Source organism: Kitasatospora sp. NBC_01302, assembly GCF_035976515.1.
Taxonomy (GTDB): Bacteria; Actinomycetota; Actinomycetes; order Streptomycetales; family Streptomycetaceae; genus Kitasatospora.
Genome location: NZ_CP108404.1, coordinates 6,150,175 through 6,165,324, shown reverse-complemented (window position 1 = coordinate 6,165,324; position 15,150 = coordinate 6,150,175). Strand labels below are relative to the sequence as shown.

At 67.5% G+C, this 15,150-nt stretch carries 7 protein-coding genes and 3 rRNA genes; all 10 read right to left on the bottom strand.

Annotated elements, in window-relative coordinates:
• Positions 1-14: 14 nt before the first annotated feature.
• The 10 genes from OG294_RS27005 to OG294_RS26960 all read right to left on the bottom strand — a co-directional run bounded on the left by OG294_RS27005 (position 15) and on the right by OG294_RS26960 (position 15,111).
• The gene (locus OG294_RS27005; RefSeq protein ID WP_327069131.1) at positions 15-1,943 is read right to left on the bottom strand and encodes a hypothetical protein; all 1,929 of its coding nucleotides are present in this window, start codon (positions 1,941-1,943) and stop codon (positions 15-17) included.
• 427 nt (positions 1,944-2,370) lie between these two features.
• Positions 2,371-2,730 (bottom strand): cupin domain-containing protein, encoded by a 360-nt coding sequence (locus OG294_RS27000; protein WP_327069130.1) that lies wholly within the window; start codon positions 2,728-2,730, stop codon positions 2,371-2,373.
• A 116-nt stretch (positions 2,731-2,846) separates the two neighbouring features.
• Complete coding sequence (locus OG294_RS26995) at positions 2,847-3,506, bottom strand: YigZ family protein (RefSeq protein ID WP_327069129.1); 660 nt, start codon at positions 3,504-3,506, stop codon at positions 2,847-2,849.
• A gap of 123 nt (positions 3,507-3,629) precedes the next feature.
• Complete coding sequence (locus tag OG294_RS26990) at positions 3,630-4,934, bottom strand: DUF6986 family protein (protein WP_327069128.1); 1,305 nt, start codon at positions 4,932-4,934, stop codon at positions 3,630-3,632.
• 156 nt (positions 4,935-5,090) lie between these two features.
• Positions 5,091-6,803 (bottom strand): DUF2637 domain-containing protein, encoded by a 1,713-nt coding sequence (locus OG294_RS26985; protein WP_327069127.1) that lies wholly within the window; start codon positions 6,801-6,803, stop codon positions 5,091-5,093.
• Between the two features lie 182 nt (positions 6,804-6,985).
• Positions 6,986-7,102 (bottom strand): 5S ribosomal RNA (gene rrf, locus OG294_RS26980).
• Positions 7,103-7,189: 87 nt separating this feature from the next.
• Positions 7,190-10,309 (bottom strand): 23S ribosomal RNA (locus OG294_RS26975).
• Between the two features lie 276 nt (positions 10,310-10,585).
• A 16S ribosomal RNA gene (locus OG294_RS26970) occupies positions 10,586-12,107 on the bottom strand.
• Together the 16S, 23S and 5S rRNA genes form the textbook arrangement of a ribosomal RNA operon.
• Before the next feature lie 722 nt (positions 12,108-12,829).
• Positions 12,830-14,353 carry a CoA-acylating methylmalonate-semialdehyde dehydrogenase gene (locus tag OG294_RS26965; RefSeq protein ID WP_327071684.1) on the bottom strand — a complete coding sequence of 508 codons (1,524 nt, stop codon included), beginning with the start codon at positions 14,351-14,353 and terminating at the stop codon, positions 12,830-12,832.
• A gap of 269 nt (positions 14,354-14,622) precedes the next feature.
• A complete protein-coding gene (locus OG294_RS26960; RefSeq protein ID WP_327069126.1) occupies positions 14,623-15,111 on the bottom strand; it encodes a hypothetical protein in 489 nt (162 codons plus the stop codon).
• Positions 15,112-15,150: the final 39 nt, after the last annotated feature.

The window sequence follows — 15,150 nt, the reverse complement described above, 5'->3', positions numbered from 1 at the left end:
GTCCCGGGGTGTCCTCAGTTGGTCATCGTGTTGGTGAGGTGCATGCCGATGTAGCCGACGTAGATCCGGCCGCTGCCCGAGCAGTCGTCCAGGTAGTGCAGGCGGGGCGCCGTCCGGCCGCCACCGATCCGCAGATGGGCGCCCATGAAGGCACGTCCACTGGGATCCACCGACGGCGGCACGGCGAACATCCGCTCCCGGCGCATCTTGCTGTGGCTGCAGACCGTGCGCGACTCGTTGCGAACGGCCTTGCGCGGCGGGAAGTGGCTGCCCCCGACCGGCGCGTGCTCGCACCACTGCTTGAAGTCCCCGCGGGCCGCGCCGTGCACGGCCACGGTGGCGTACTCCTGCAGCGCGGTCAGCCCCTCCCAGGTGAGCCTGACCCAGTTGCCGCCGACCGTGTGCGCGTCCAGCGCCATGGTCTCCTTCTCGTCCCCGGTGAAGCTCAGCAGCGGGAACTCGCCCATCCGGTAGAGCAGTTCGGTGAAAGTGCCGGGACCGTCCGGGCCCGCCGCGAGCAGCCCGGCCGGATCGGGCACGGCCTCGCCCGGCGGGCAGAGCATGCTGCCCAACGCCCGCAGCTGGGCGCTGACCCGGCGCAGCGCGGTGCCCTGCAACTCGTTCTCCGTGCGCAGGTGCAGCTCGCGCCGGTGCGAGCGGTGCAGGCTGTGCCGCACCCGCTGCAGCTCCTCCGCCCGCACTTGCTGGGTGTCCGTCAGCTCGGTCACCAGCTCGGTGAGTTCGGCGGTGAGCCGGGCGGCCGGGCCGGCGCCGCAGCGGGGGGCGGCCTCCGCCGGGGCGCTCGGGCGCAGTCGCAGCACCGGCACCCGGGCCAGCGGCTCGGGCAACGGGGCGAGGTCGGCCAGCCGCCTGGGCTCCCGGGCCAGCAGCGCGGCCGCGCGGCGCGGCTCACCCTCGATCCGGTGGCGGGGCAGCACGAGGTGCCGCTGACTGTCCCGCCGGGAGGCCGGGTCGACCTCGGGCAGGTAGGTCCGGACGGCACCGCCGTAGACGGCGTGGAACTCCAGGGCGGTGTTGAACGCGACCCGGGCGCCCGAGTCCAGCACGTAGCAGACGGCGAGCCCTGCCACCTTGCCGAGCAACGGCTCCAGTTGCTCGGCCGCCCAGTCCCGCGGATCGCGGTCGGCGGGCACGCTGGCGACCACGATCGGCAGCCGGCGGGCCGGATCGCACAGCTCGTCGATCAGCTCGTCGACCTCGGCGGCGGTGATGATCCGGGGCTGCGTGCGGACCTCGACCGCGCCGTCCAGCGCGTCGATCAGCGGGAGCAGGCTGTGGACCAGCTCGGGGACCGGAACGCCGCTCGGGGTGCGCAGCCCGGGCGCGGCCGCCGACTGCTCGGCCTCCAGGCGGATCCAGCTGGCACCGCCGTCCTCGGTGGCCACGGTGATGGTGAGCTGGTGGGTGCCGTGTGCGGCGGGGGTGCGCAGCCGGCGGCGGGCGTAGCGGCCGGGCGGGGCGCCGGGCGGACCGGCGGGCAGCGGGCCGGCGTCCCGGTCGAGGAGGACGCGCTCGCCGAGGCGGTGCCGAACGGCGGCCGGCGCGGGGCCGGGGGAACTCCCGGGCGGGGCGCCGATCAGCTGGGGCGCGCTCGCGGGCGGATCCGAGGGCAGACCGGGCGAGAGGCCCGGGGGGAGACCTGGCAGCGGGCCCGGCAGGTCTCCTGGCGGGCGGTCGAGCGAGGGGGGCGGGAGCGACTCGGACAGGGGGTCGAGCCGGGGGTCGGGCGGTGGGGCCGGCGGGGGCTCGGCATGGCCCTCGTACTTGAGCCAGGCGCCCAGGCACTGGTCCACCAACGCGACCGCGTCGGTATGGGACTGGCGGGTGGTCACCGTCATCCGGTAGGGCGTGGCATGGCCCGGCTGGAGCGGTCCGGGGCGGGGGGCTGCGGCCGCTGGTGGCGCGGCACGGTCGATGCTCATGGGTGGTGCCTCCGTGGTGCGCTGGTGGGGTCTGACGGTCCTCCATCGATGGGGTGATGTCTGGCTCCGGCCGGCGGGCGCCGACCAAGTCCTTGCCGGGAGAACGCCGCGGCCCGGAGCTGGAGTTCCAGTTCCGGGCCGCGTTCATTCGTTCGAGTGTCAATTGCCCGTCACCTGATGGCCATCACAGCGGGTGTTGTATAAGAGGGTCCGCCAGTAGGGGGCCGGGTGAAGGAGCGCCCGCCGCGTCAGCGGCTGATGTCCGCAGTGGGCCGAGTCTGGGCGGCGCCGACGAGGGAGTCCATGCGGAGCATCGGCGACTGAGGAGAAGCCGTCCAGGCGAGAGTCCGGGCGTCGCGACGCCGGCCCCCTACTGGCGGACCCTCTAAGCCGCGGAGCCATGCAAGGTGGCCGGAAAACGCGGTCGTCACGCGCTGCTGAGCCGCTGCGCCCCGCCGATCCGGCAGGCCGGCACCGCGGACACATCGGGCGGCGGCGCCGGAACCGCCAGTGGACAGCCCTGCGCCACCTGGTAGTTGGCCAGGATCACCAGGGGCTCACTGCCGTGGTTGTAGCCGATGTGCACCTGCTGGGGCAGCTCGACCAAGGGCTCCCCGGGCCGGGTGATCTCCACCGTGCCGTCCTGCAGCACCCGCGTGAGGGTCCCGGAGAGGACGACCGCCTGCACCAGCGCCGGATGGTAGTGCCAGCCGGTGTTCTCGCCCGGCGGGATGGTGATGGTACGGATCACGGCCATCGGGATCTGCTCCTGTGACTCGGCGGTCATCTCAGGCTACTGACCGTCAGCCGTGCGAGAGGCCGATTCCGTGGGCTTTGGCCGAAAGAACATGCGACTGGGTCGATTACCGACAGAATCGTCCGCTCAGCTGCTCATCGGACTGATCAGAGGCCGTCCGACCACGGCACCTCGATGCGGAAGCACCCCGCGGGCATCGCCGTCGCGGTGCCGCCGCTGGCCTCCGCCAGCCAGGCGTGGAAGCCCGCGAGCTCCGGCTCGGGCACCCCCACCTCGATGCGCACCCCCGCCGCCTCGTAGTGCAGTTCGCGCACCGCGTAGCCGGCCGCCCGCAGTTCGTTCTCCAGCCGACCGGCCCTGGTGTGGTCGGCCGCCACCTCCAGCAGCGCCACCGGCCGGCGCTCGACCAGCCCGACCTCGTCCAGCGCCGCCGACACCACTCCCCCGTAGGCACGTACCAGGCCGCCCGCACCCAGCAGCACCCCGCCGAAGTAGCGGGTCACCACCGCGACCGTGTCGGTGACGCCGCGACGGCGCAGCACCTCCAGCATCGGCACACCCGCGGTGCCGGCCGGCTCGCCGTCGTCGCTGGAGCGCTCACGGCGCAGCTCCGCACCGACCACGAAGGCCGTGCAGTTGTGCCGGGCGTCCCAGTACCGCTTGCGGATCCCCGCGATGAACTCCTGCGCCGCCGCCTCGTCGCCGACCCGGGCGAGATGGCAGATGAACCGGGAGCGCTTCACCTCGATCTCGTGGCTGCCGTCCGCGCGGATGGTCAGGTCGGGCTTGGCAGCGGGCTGTGACATGGCGCGGCGGGTCTCCGACCGGTGAGCAGGCGAACGGGCGTCCGGCCAGCCTAACCAGCCCGGTGCCCGGGGCGACGCTGCCCCGGGCACCGGAGCAGGGGCGGCACCGGCGCAGCGCGCGGGTCAGCGACCGCTCAGCGCGTCCAACTGCCCGCGGTCCAGGCCGGTCAGCGCGGTGACCTCGGCCAGGTCCACCGCACCGCAGTCCAGGCCGCGCAGCAGGTAGCCGCTCAGCGCCTTGGCCGTGGCGGGCTCGTCCATCACGTCGCCACCGGCCTTGGCGACGTACGCCGCCAGACGGGCAGCGGCGGCGGCCAGCCCCTCGCGGTAGAAGGCGTAGACCGCCGCGTACCGGGTCGGCAGGTGGGCCGGGTGCATGTCCCAGCCCTGGTAGTAGGCGCGGGCCAGTGAGCGCCGGACCAGCGTGTGGTGCAGTCGCCAGGCGGCGGCCACCTGCTCGTGCGACCCGGTCGGGATCACGTTGGTGGAACCGTCCGACAGCCGGACCCCGGTACCGGCCGCGGCCACCTGCATGACGGCCTTCGCGTGGTCGGCCACCGGGTGGTCCATGCTCTGGTAGGCGGCGCTCACACCGCAGGAGGCGCTGTAGTCGAAGGTGCCGTAGTGCAGGCCGGTGGCCCGGCCCTCGGCCGCCTCGATCAGCAGCGCGACGGTGGCCCGGCCGTCGGGGCCCAGGATCGCCTGGGTGGTCTCGATCTGGATCTCGAATCCGATCCGCCCCGCGGGCAGCCCGGCCCGCCGCTCGAAGTCCTCCAGCAGCCGGACCAGGGCCGTCACCTGTGCCGGGTAGGTCACCTTGGGCAGGGTGAGGACCAGGCCCGCCGGCAGCTCGCGCCCGTCCTCCAGCAGGGTGGCCAGGAAGAGCTCCAGGGTGCGGATGCCCCGGTCGCGGACCGCGGCCTCCATACACTTGATCCGGATCCCGAGGTACGGCGGCGCGGTGCCGTCGGCCACCGCCGCGCTGACCAGCCGGGCCGCGCGCACCGCCGCGGCGTCCTCCTCCGCGTCCGGGCGCGGGCCGTAGCCGTCCTCGAAATCGATCCGCAGGTCCTCGACCGGCTCGCGCTGCAGCTTGGCCCGGACCCTGGCGTGCACCTCGGTGATCAGCTCGTCGGTCGGCAGCCCGAGCGCCTCGGCCAGCTCGGCCGGCGTCCCGGCGTGGGTGTCCAGCACCTCCAGTGCCTGACGGCCCCACTCGGCCACGGTGTCGGCGGCGAAGACGTCGGCCGGGACGTAGACGGTGTGGACCGGCTGGCGGCTGGCGGGCTCGCCCGGGTAGCGGGCGGCGAGTTCGGCGTCGACCGGGCCGAGGAGCGCGTCCACGGCGGCGCGGGCGGCGGCGGAGAAGGTCAGGCTCTCCACGGGTGCGTCGGCTGCGGTGGCACCGCCCGGCTCGGCCTGCGACATCAGGGCTCCTCCACACTGAAAGCTTTCAACAATTTGTTGATGCGTGTGAAGGTAGCCGCGGCCGCCACCGGGCGTCAATGGTCGCCCGGTGGGTGGACTGTTCGCGCTGCTCGCCCTCGCGGCGGCCGGGGCCTGGCCGGAGAGGTCCAGGGGTGACTACTCGCGACCGAGCGTCGCGTAGCGGTCCCGCAGCTCCGGCAGGATCCGGCGGATCTCGCTCTGACTCACCGGGGCGCCCGGGCGCTTGCCGCTGACGCCGTACTGCGTGAAGAGGAAGTCGGCCAGCCGGCCCTCGTCGGGCTCGTGCCCGTACGCGTCCTGGTAGGCGACCAGGGCCTCGACGGCCAGATCCACCGTCAACTGCTGGGCGTGCGAGGCCGGCTCACCCTCGGGGGCTTGGGCCTGGGCGGGATTCGGGGCGGCGGCACCGGCAGGGGCCTCCGGCCGGTTCTGGGCGCGGACCCTCGGGGCGAAGACGTCCATCGCGGGCTCCGGAGCGGGGGCCACCGGGACCGGGAACTCCTCCACCGGGGCCTCCGCCACCGGCAGCGGCTCGGCCTCGGCCACCACGGGCGCGGTCGCCGGAACGGCGGTCTCGCCGGCGTGCGCATGCTCGGACCGGCCGTCGGCCTGCGGCTCGACGCGCTGCTGGGCCTGGGCGGGAGCCGGCTGCGGTTCGGGCTGGGGCTGCTGATGTTGGGTCTGCTGGGGCTGTGGCTGCCGCTGCTGAGGGGGCATCTGCTGCGCCACCGGCTCCTGCGACCGCTGCTGCGGCGGGCGCGGTGCCTGCTGCTGAGGCTGCTGCTGGAGGTGCGGCTGTGCCGGCCGGGGCTGAGCGCCTGCCGGCGCCTTGAACCACGGGGACCGCTGCCCGGCGGGACGCGCCGCGTCCGGAATCGTCTCGGCGACGGGGTGCGGAGCAGCCTCCTGCTGCCCGACCGCCGCGCGGATGTCCCGCAGTGCGGTCACCGGCCGGGCCGGCCGCGCCGGGGCTTCGGCCCCCGCCGGAGACGCCGCGGCCTCCTGTGGATCCTGCGCGTTCTGCCCGTCCCGCCAACGTGCGGCGGCCAGCTTCGCGAGCGTGGGCACCGCAACTGCCGCCGACACCGGCGGAACCTCCACCGATGCCTGCCCCACCGCCCGCTCCGCGGTCGGCGTCGCGGTGGCAGCGGCAGCGGCAGCCGGCACGACAGGCGGATCGATCCGGTCCAGCAGACCAACGTCCAGCGGCACGCCGTACTTGGCCAGCTTGAGCGGCAGCAGCGCCTGGATCGGCGCCGAACGCCGCCAGCCCCGGCCGTACCGGAAGCGCAGCTGCGCGCGGTAGACCAGACGATTCTGCTCCAGCCGCACGACCTCGTCGTAGGACCGGAGCTCCCAGAGCTTCATCCGTCGCCAGAGCCGGAAGGTCGGCACCGGCGAGAGTATCCAGCGCATCAGCCGGACGGATTCCATATGGCGGTCGGCCGAGATGGCCGCAATGCGCCCGACCGCGTGCCGCGAGGCCTCGACCACCACGACGAAGAGCACGGGGATCACCGCGTGCATGCCCATCCCGAGCGGATCGCCCCAGGAAGCCGCCGCGTTGAACGCGATGGTGGCCACCGTGAGCAGCCAGGCCGTCTGACGCAGCAGCGGGAACGGTATGCGCAGCCAGGTCAGCACCAGGTCGAGCGCGAGCAGCACCACGATGCCGGCGTCCACGCCGATCGGGAACGCGTAGGCGAAGTTGCCGAAGCCCTTGTGCAGGGCCAACTCACGCACTGCCGAGTACGACCCGGCAAAGCCGATGCCGGAGATCAGACAGGCGCCGACCGCCACCAAGCCAAGCAGCACGCGGTGCGCGCGGGTAAGGGATGGACGTGCCATTCGTTGATCAACCCCTGGGTCGTGACTCGAGCCATCGGGATCCTACTCGGACACACGTTCAGCCCTGTGCGCGGCACTCCCCCTGGCCTGAAGAACGCTGCCAGGAGAACAGGCCCGGGCAAAATGACGATGAACGCGAAGAAGCCCCCTTCCCGAAGGAAGGGGGCTTTCTTGGAATGATTGTTCGGCGGCGTCCTACTCTCCCACAGGGTCCCCCCTGCAGTACCATCGGCGCTGTGAGGCTTAGCTTCCGGGTTCGGAATGTAACCGGGCGTTTCCCTCACGCTATGACCACCGAAACACTATGAAACTGTCGACCGCAACCCGCCCGTTCTTTCTCTGGCGGGGGTCGTTGTTTCAGAACAACACAGTGGACGCGAGCAACTGAGGACAAGCCCTCGGCCTATTAGTACCGGTCAGCTCCACCCCTTACAGGGCTTCCACATCCGGCCTATCAACCCAGTCGTCTACTGGGAGCCTTACCCTCTCAAGGAGGTGGGAGTGCTCATCTCGAAGCAGGCTTCCCGCTTAGATGCTTTCAGCGGTTATCCCTCCCGAACGTAGCCAACCAGCCATGCCCTTGGCAGGACAACTGGCACACCAGAGGTTCGTCCGTCCCGGTCCTCTCGTACTAGGGACAGCCCTTCTCAACACTCCTACGCGCACAGCGGATAGGGACCGAACTGTCTCACGACGTTCTAAACCCAGCTCGCGTACCGCTTTAATGGGCGAACAGCCCAACCCTTGGGACCTACTCCAGCCCCAGGATGCGACGAGCCGACATCGAGGTGCCAAACCATCCCGTCGATATGGACTCTTGGGGAAGATCAGCCTGTTATCCCCGGGGTACCTTTTATCCGTTGAGCGACGGCGCTTCCACAAGCCACCGCCGGATCACTAGTCCCTGCTTTCGCACCTGCTCGACCCGTCGGTCTCACAGTCAAGCTCCCTTGTGCACTTACACTCAACACCTGATTGCCAACCAGGCTGAGGGAACCTTTGGGCGCCTCCGTTACTCTTTAGGAGGCAACCGCCCCAGTTAAACTACCCACCAGACACTGTCCCTGATCCGGATCACGGACCCAGGTTAGACATCCAGCACGACCAGAGTGGTATTTCAACGTCGACTCCACAACAACTGGCGTTGCCGCTTCAAAGTCTCCCACCTATCCTACACAAGCCGAACCGAACACCAATATCAAGCTATAGTAAAGGTCCCGGGGTCTTTCCGTCCTGCTGCGCGAAACGAGCATCTTTACTCGTAATGCAATTTCACCGGGCCTATGGTTGAGACAGTCGAGAAGTCGTTACGCCATTCGTGCAGGTCGGAACTTACCCGACAAGGAATTTCGCTACCTTAGGATGGTTATAGTTACCACCGCCGTTTACTGGCGCTTAAGTTCTCAGCTTCGCCCCGACGAATCAGAGCTAACCGGTCCCCTTAACGTTCCAGCACCGGGCAGGCGTCAGTCCGTATACATCGCCTTACGGCTTCGCACGGACCTGTGTTTTTAGTAAACAGTCGCTTCTCGCTGGTCTCTGCGGCCGGCCCCAGCTCGGGCAGCAAGTGCCTCCACCAGTTCCGGCCCCCCTTCTCCCGAAGTTACGGGGGCATTTTGCCGAGTTCCTTAACCATAGTTCACCCGAACGCCTCGGTATTCTCTACCTGACCACCTGAGTCGGTTTGGGGTACGGGCCGCCATGAAACTCGCTAGAGGCTTTTCTCGACAGCATAGGATCATCCACTTCACCACAATCGGCTCGGCATCAGGTCTCAGACTACGTGCAAGGCGGATTTGCCTACCTTGCGTCCTACACCCTTACCCCGGGACAACCACCGCCCGGGCTGGACTACCTTCCTGCGTCACCCCATCGCTCACCTAATACCCTGTTGGATCAGCGGCTCCACCACGTCCCATTGTCCGAAGACTCCGGGCCGGCTTCACGGCTTTAGCATTCAGAGGTTCAGCGTTGGCGCTTCAAAGCGGGTACGGGAATATCAACCCGTTGTCCATCGACTACGCCTGTCGGCCTCGCCTTAGGTCCCGACTTACCCTGGGCAGATCAGCTTGACCCAGGAACCCTTGGTCAATCGGCGCAAGAGTTTCCCACTCTTGTATCGCTACTCATGCCTGCATTCTCACTCGTATACCGTCCACGACTGGATTCCTCCGCCGCTTCACCCGGCACACGACGCTCCCCTACCCATCCACAGCGCCGTTGGGCGTATTCTGTGAATGACACGACTTCGGTGGTGTGCTTGAGCCCCGCTACATTGTCGGCGCGGAATCACTTGACCAGTGAGCTATTACGCACTCTTTCAAGGGTGGCTGCTTCTAAGCCAACCTCCTGGTTGTCTCTGCGACTCCACATCCTTTCCCACTTAGCACACGCTTAGGGACCTTAGTCGGTGTTCTGGGCTGTTTCCCTCTCGACCATGGAGCTTATCCCCCACAGTCTCACTGCCACGCTCTCACTTACCGGCATTCGGAGTTTGGCTAAGGTCAGTAACCCGGTAAGGCCCATCGCCTATCCAGTGCTCTACCTCCGGCAAGAAACACGTGACGCTGCACCTAAATGCATTTCGGGGAGAACCAGCTATCACGGAGTTTGATTGGCCTTTCACCCCTAACCACAGGTCATCCCCCAGGTTTTCAACCCTGGTGGGTTCGGTCCTCCACGCGGTCTTACCCGCGCTTCAACCTGCCCATGGCTAGATCACTCCGCTTCGGGTCTTGGGCATGCAACTCAACCGCCCTATTCGGACTCGCTTTCGCTACGGCTACCCCACACGGGTTAACCTCGCTACACACCGCAAACTCGCAGGCTCATTCTTCAAAAGGCACGCAGTCACGGCTGATCAGCAAGCTGACCAACGACGCTCCCACGGCTTGTAGGCACACGGTTTCAGGTACTATTTCACTCCGCTCCCGCGGTACTTTTCACCATTCCCTCACGGTACTATCCGCTATCGGTCACTAGGGAATATTTAGGCTTAGCGGGTGGTCCCGCCAGATTCACACGGAATTTCTCGGGCTCCGTGCTACTTGGGAGAAGCTCAAGTGAGCCGTACAAGTTTCGTCTACGGGGGTCTTACCCTCTACGCCGGACCTTTCGCATGTCCTTCGACTACCCATACGGTTTCTGACTCACCCGATCGCCGGCAGACGACCGAAGAACTTTCCCACGACCCCGAAGTGGCAACCCCTGCCGGGTCTCACACCACAACGGTTTAGCCTCATCCGGTTTCGCTCGCCACTACTCCCGGAATCACGGTTGTTTTCTCTTCCTGCGGGTACTGAGATGTTTCACTTCCCCGCGTTCCCTCCACATACCCTATGTGTTCAGGTATGGGTGACAGCCCATGACGACTGCCGGGTTTCCCCATTCGGACACCCCCGGATCAAAGCTCGGTTGACAGCTCCCCGGGGCCTATCGCGGCCTCCCACGTCCTTCATCGGTTCCTAGTGCCAAGGCATCCACCGTGCGCCCTTAAAAACTTGGCCACAGATGCTCGCGTCCACTGTGCAGTTCTCAAACAACGACCAGACACCCACCTACACAACCCGGCAAACACCAGGTCGGTCCGTGGGACCGGCACTGAGACAACGATTACTCGTTCCCTCAGGACCCAACAACGTGCCCGACACACCAGACTCAAGAAACGCTTTCCACGCCGAAGCAGTACTCACGAACCATCACCCAGTGTGCCGAATAGTCAACGTTCCACCCATGAGCAACCGTGCGAGACATTCGCTCGCATCCGGCCATGTGCTCCTTAGAAAGGAGGTGATCCAGCCGCACCTTCCGGTACGGCTACCTTGTTACGACTTCGTCCCAATCGCTGGTCCCACCTTCGACGGCTCCCTCCCAAGGGTTAGGCCACCGGCTTCGGGTGTTACCGACTTTCGTGACGTGACGGGCGGTGTGTACAAGGCCCGGGAACGTATTCACCGCAGCATGCTGATCTGCGATTACTAGCAACTCCAACTTCATGGGGTCGAGTTGCAGACCCCAATCCGAACTGAGGCCGGCTTTTTGGGATTCGCTCCACCTCACGGTATCGCAGCCCTTTGTACCGACCATTGTAGCACGTGTGCAGCCCAAGACATAAGGGGCATGATGATTTGACGTCGTCCCCACCTTCCTCCGAGTTGACCCCGGCAGTCTCCTGTGAGTCCCCATCACCCCGAAAGGCATGCTGGCAACACAGAACAAGGGTTGCGCTCGTTGCGGGACTTAACCCAACATCTCACGACACGAGCTGACGACAACCATGCACCACCTGTATACCGACCACAAGGGGGCGACTATCTCTAGCCGTTTCCGGTATATGTCAAGCCTTGGTAAGGTTCTTCGCGTTGCGTCGAATTAAGCCACATGCTCCGCTGCTTGTGCGGGCCCCCGTCAATTCCTTTGAGTTTTAGCCTTGCGGCCGTACTCCCCAGGCGGGGAACTTAATGCGTTAGCTGCGGCACCGACGACGTGGAATGTCGCCAACACCTAGTTCCCAACGTTTACGGCGTGGACTACCAGGGTATCTAATCCTGTTCGCTCCCCACGCTTTCGCTCCTCAGCGTCAGTAATGGCCCAGAGATCCGCCTTCGCCACCGGTGTTCCTCCTGATATCTGCGCATTTCACCGCTACACCAGGAATTCCGATCTCCCCTACCACACTCTAGCCTGCCCGTATCGAATGCAGACCCGGGGTTAAGCCCCGGGCTTTCACATCCGACGCGACAGGCCGCCTACGAGCTCTTTACGCCCAATAATTCCGGACAACGCTCGCACCCTACGTATTACCGCGGCTGCTGGCACGTAGTTAGCCGGTGCTTCTTCTGCAGGTACCGTCACTTGCGCTTCTTCCCTGCTGAAAGAGGTTTACAACCCGAAGGCCGTCATCCCTCACGCGGCGTCGCTGCATCAGGCTTTCGCCCATTGTGCAATATTCCCCACTGCTGCCTCCCGTAGGAGTCTGGGCCGTGTCTCAGTCCCAGTGTGGCCGGTCGCCCTCTCAGGCCGGCTACCCGTCGTCGCCTTGGTAGGCCATTACCCCACCAACAAGCTGATAGGCCGCGGGCTCATCCTGCACCGCCGGAGCTTTCCACCAACCCCCATGCAGAGGAAGGTCGTATCCGGTATTAGACCCCGTTTCCAGGGCTTGTCCCAGAGTGCAGGGCAGATTGCCCACGTGTTACTCACCCGTTCGCCACTGATCCACCCCGAAGGGCTTCACCGTTCGACTTGCATGTGTTAAGCACGCCGCCAGCGTTCGTCCTGAGCCAGGATCAAACTCTCCGTGAATGTCTGCTCGGCAGTGCTTAATTAAAAGCACGAGCAACACCCGCGTCGAGCGGCACGACAACCACCGGAATAGGGTGGCCTCGCGCACTGCGTCCTCGCTAGTGTTTTACTTCAAAAGGAATCTCCAACCCCGATCAAGCGATCGAGGCCGGGGATGTCAACATATCTGGCGTTGACTTTTGGCACGCTGTTGAGTTCTCAAGGAACGGACGCTTCCTTTGCAGCCACTTCCGTGACCCCTCCGGGCGCTTCGCTCTTTCTTCTCTTCGAGCTTATCAGGCCCGCCTCTCGGCGTTTCCCGACTCGCTCTCGGTGTTTCCAACCTTACCAGGTCTTCCGCACCGCTCGGCCTCAAGAGGCCTTCGCCGTAACCGACCTGACGGCCTGTCCGACGTGTTGAACTTTAGCCCAGCCCCGCTCCGAAAAGCGAATCCGGCCCACTCGCTGAAATACCGGCACGACAAAGAAAGCCAGCCGCATAAGCGTGCGAAAAAGCGACGCGTCAACGACCGACGTTCATGTCGGAAATGGTGTTCCAGGAGAGTGGCCGCTCCGGGACCGTCCGCGCCGATGCGTGTCCGGTGCTCCCTGCCGAGCGACTAGGACACGCTACGCCCTCCGGGGCCGCCATGCAAACGCCGGTTGAACGGCTCCGGCCGGTCCTCCCACAGGGGAGAGACCGGCCGGAGCCGCATGGGGGAACAGGGTGAGCGCTGCCCCGCTCAGCTGTTGGTCGGGAAGCCGAGGTTGATGCCCCCGTGCGAGGGGTCGAGCCAGCGCTGGGTCACCGCCTTGCCGCGGGTGAAGAACTGCACCCCGTCCGCCCCGTACGCGTGCGCGTCACCGAAGAGGGAGGCCTTCCAGCCGCCGAAGGAGTAGTAGGCCACCGGCACCGGGATCGGCACGTTGATCCCGACCATGCCGATCTCCACCTCGTGCTGGAAGCGCCGGGCCGCGCCGCCGTCGTTGGTGAAGATGGCGGTGCCGTTGCCGTACGGGTTGGCGTTGATCAGTTCCAGGCCCTCCTCGTAGGAGGAGACCCGGACCACCGAGAGCACCGGGCCGAAGATCTCGTCGTTGTAGACCGACATGCCCGGCTTGACGTGGTCGAAGAGCGTGGGGCCCAGCCAGAAGCCGTCGGCGGTGTCCTGCCCGTTCACGTCCTGTCCGGTGACCGGGTGGGTCCGACCGTCCACGGCCAGCTCCGCGCCGTCGGCCAGGCCCGACTCGAGGTAGGAGGTCACCTTGTCGCGGTGCTGGCCGGTGACCAGCGGGCCCATCTCGCTGTCGCCGTTACAGCCGGGTCCGACCTTGAGGGTCGCGATCCGCTGCCTGATCTTCTCGACCAGCTCGTCACCGATCGGGTCGACCGCGACCAGCACCGAGACCGCCATGCAGCGCTCGCCGGCCGCGCCGAAGCCGGCGTTCACGGCCGCGTCCGCGCTGAGGTCGAGGTCGGCGTCGGGCAGCACCAGCATGTGGTTCTTCGCGCCGCCCAGGGCCTGTACCCGCTTGCCGTACCGGGTGCCGGTCTCGTAGACGTAGCGGGCGATCGGGGTGGAGCCGACGAAGCTGACGGACTTGACGTCCGGGTGCTCGAGCAGGCGGTCGACCGCGACCTTGTCACCGTGCACGACGTTGAAGACGCCGTCCGGCAGACCGGCCTCCTGCCAGAGGCCGGCGATGAAGTTCGCCGCCGACGGGTCCTTCTCGGACGGCTTGAGGACCACGGTGTTGCCCGCCGCGATCGCGATCGCGAAGAACCACATCGGCACCATCGCCGGGAAGTTGAAGGGCGAGATGATGGCGACCGGGCCCAGCGGCTGACGGATCGAGTAGACGTCGATGCCGGTGGAGGCCTGCTCGGTGAAGCCGCCCTTGAGCAGCTGCGGGATCCCGCAGGCGTACTCGACCACCTCCTGGCCACGGGCCAGCTCGCCGAGCGCGTCCGAGTGCACCTTGCCGTGCTCGGCGACGATGATCGCGGCCAGCTCGTCCTTGCGCGCGTTGAACAGCTCGCGGAAGGCGAAGAGCACCGCGGTCCGCTTGGCGATCGAGGCGTGGCGCCAGTCGGCGAAGGCCCCGGCGGCAGCGGCGACCGCCTGGTCGACCTCGGCGATGCCCGCGAAGTCCACCTGGCCGGAGACCCGCCCGGTGGCCGGGTCGTACAGGTCGCCGCGGCGGGGTGCGGTGCCCGCGGTCGGCACCGCCGCGCCGCCGATCCAGTGGATGACGTGCTTGTCCATGCCGGCCGGACGCCCGGTGTTCTCGGCGCTCTCAGTGGGCTTGCTCACGGTTCGTCTGCCTCCAAGTCACGGGCGGTCTGCCTGCCGCCGGATCCGCGCGCCGACCGTGCGCTCAGGGGTGCGGCCGGCCGTCGGGGTCGCGGGGCTACCGCGCTCGGGCTCCAGTCTGGTCGTCGCCCGGTAGCCGCTCAACGAGCACACTGACGGTCATCACCCGGTTGGTCTTACACCTCGTCGCCACCAGAGCGGCCCATCGGGCGCCGGACACCTCACCGGTGCTCCCGGGGCCCGTCGAGCCCGGCCGCGGCCTCGTGCAACGCCAGCTCCAGGGCCATCGGATCGGTGAGCCGCCCCGAGCCGTCGGGCGCGACCAGCCACTGCAGCCCGGGGCCGCGCCGGGCAGGGTGCGGCACCACCACCCAGCTGCCCTCGCCCGCGCCGCGCAGCCCGGTGCCGACCCAGCGCGCGGCGGTACCGACCGGGACGAGGAAGGCGAGGCTGTCGTCCCCGGGGTCGAAGAGCACCGGCCCGCTGCGGACGGCCCTCCCCCGGCCACCGACCGGGGGTGCTCCGCCGAGCAGGCGCAGTGCCGGGCGGCCGAGTGTCCCGGGAGCCGAGAGCACGTCCCAGCGGCGGCCGGCCGGGAGCAGCGCGAGGCCGGCCGCGCTCTGCTCCCACTCCCGCCGGCATGCCTCGGGGTCGGGTGCGGCGGCGGCCAGCCAGGTCACGGCGGCGGCGATGGGTCCATTGGTCTCCATGGCCCGTCCTCTGCTCGGTTCGCACGGCGGCCCTGGGCG

Coding starts and splice junctions, on each gene's coding strand:
- OG294_RS27000 (WP_327069130.1), bottom strand. CDS start 2,730: ATGACCGCCGAGTCACAGGAGCAGATCCCGATGGCCGTGATCCGTACC.
- OG294_RS26985 (WP_327069127.1), bottom strand. CDS start 6,803: ATGGCACGTCCATCCCTTACCCGCGCGCACCGCGTGCTGCTTGGCTTG.
- OG294_RS26965 (WP_327071684.1), bottom strand. CDS start 14,353: ATGGACAAGCACGTCATCCACTGGATCGGCGGCGCGGCGGTGCCGACC.
- OG294_RS26990 (WP_327069128.1), bottom strand. CDS start 4,934: ATGTCGCAGGCCGAGCCGGGCGGTGCCACCGCAGCCGACGCACCCGTG.
- OG294_RS26960 (WP_327069126.1), bottom strand. CDS start 15,111: ATGGAGACCAATGGACCCATCGCCGCCGCCGTGACCTGGCTGGCCGCC.
- OG294_RS27005 (WP_327069131.1), bottom strand. CDS start 1,943: ATGAGCATCGACCGTGCCGCGCCACCAGCGGCCGCAGCCCCCCGCCCC.
- OG294_RS26995 (WP_327069129.1), bottom strand. CDS start 3,506: ATGTCACAGCCCGCTGCCAAGCCCGACCTGACCATCCGCGCGGACGGC.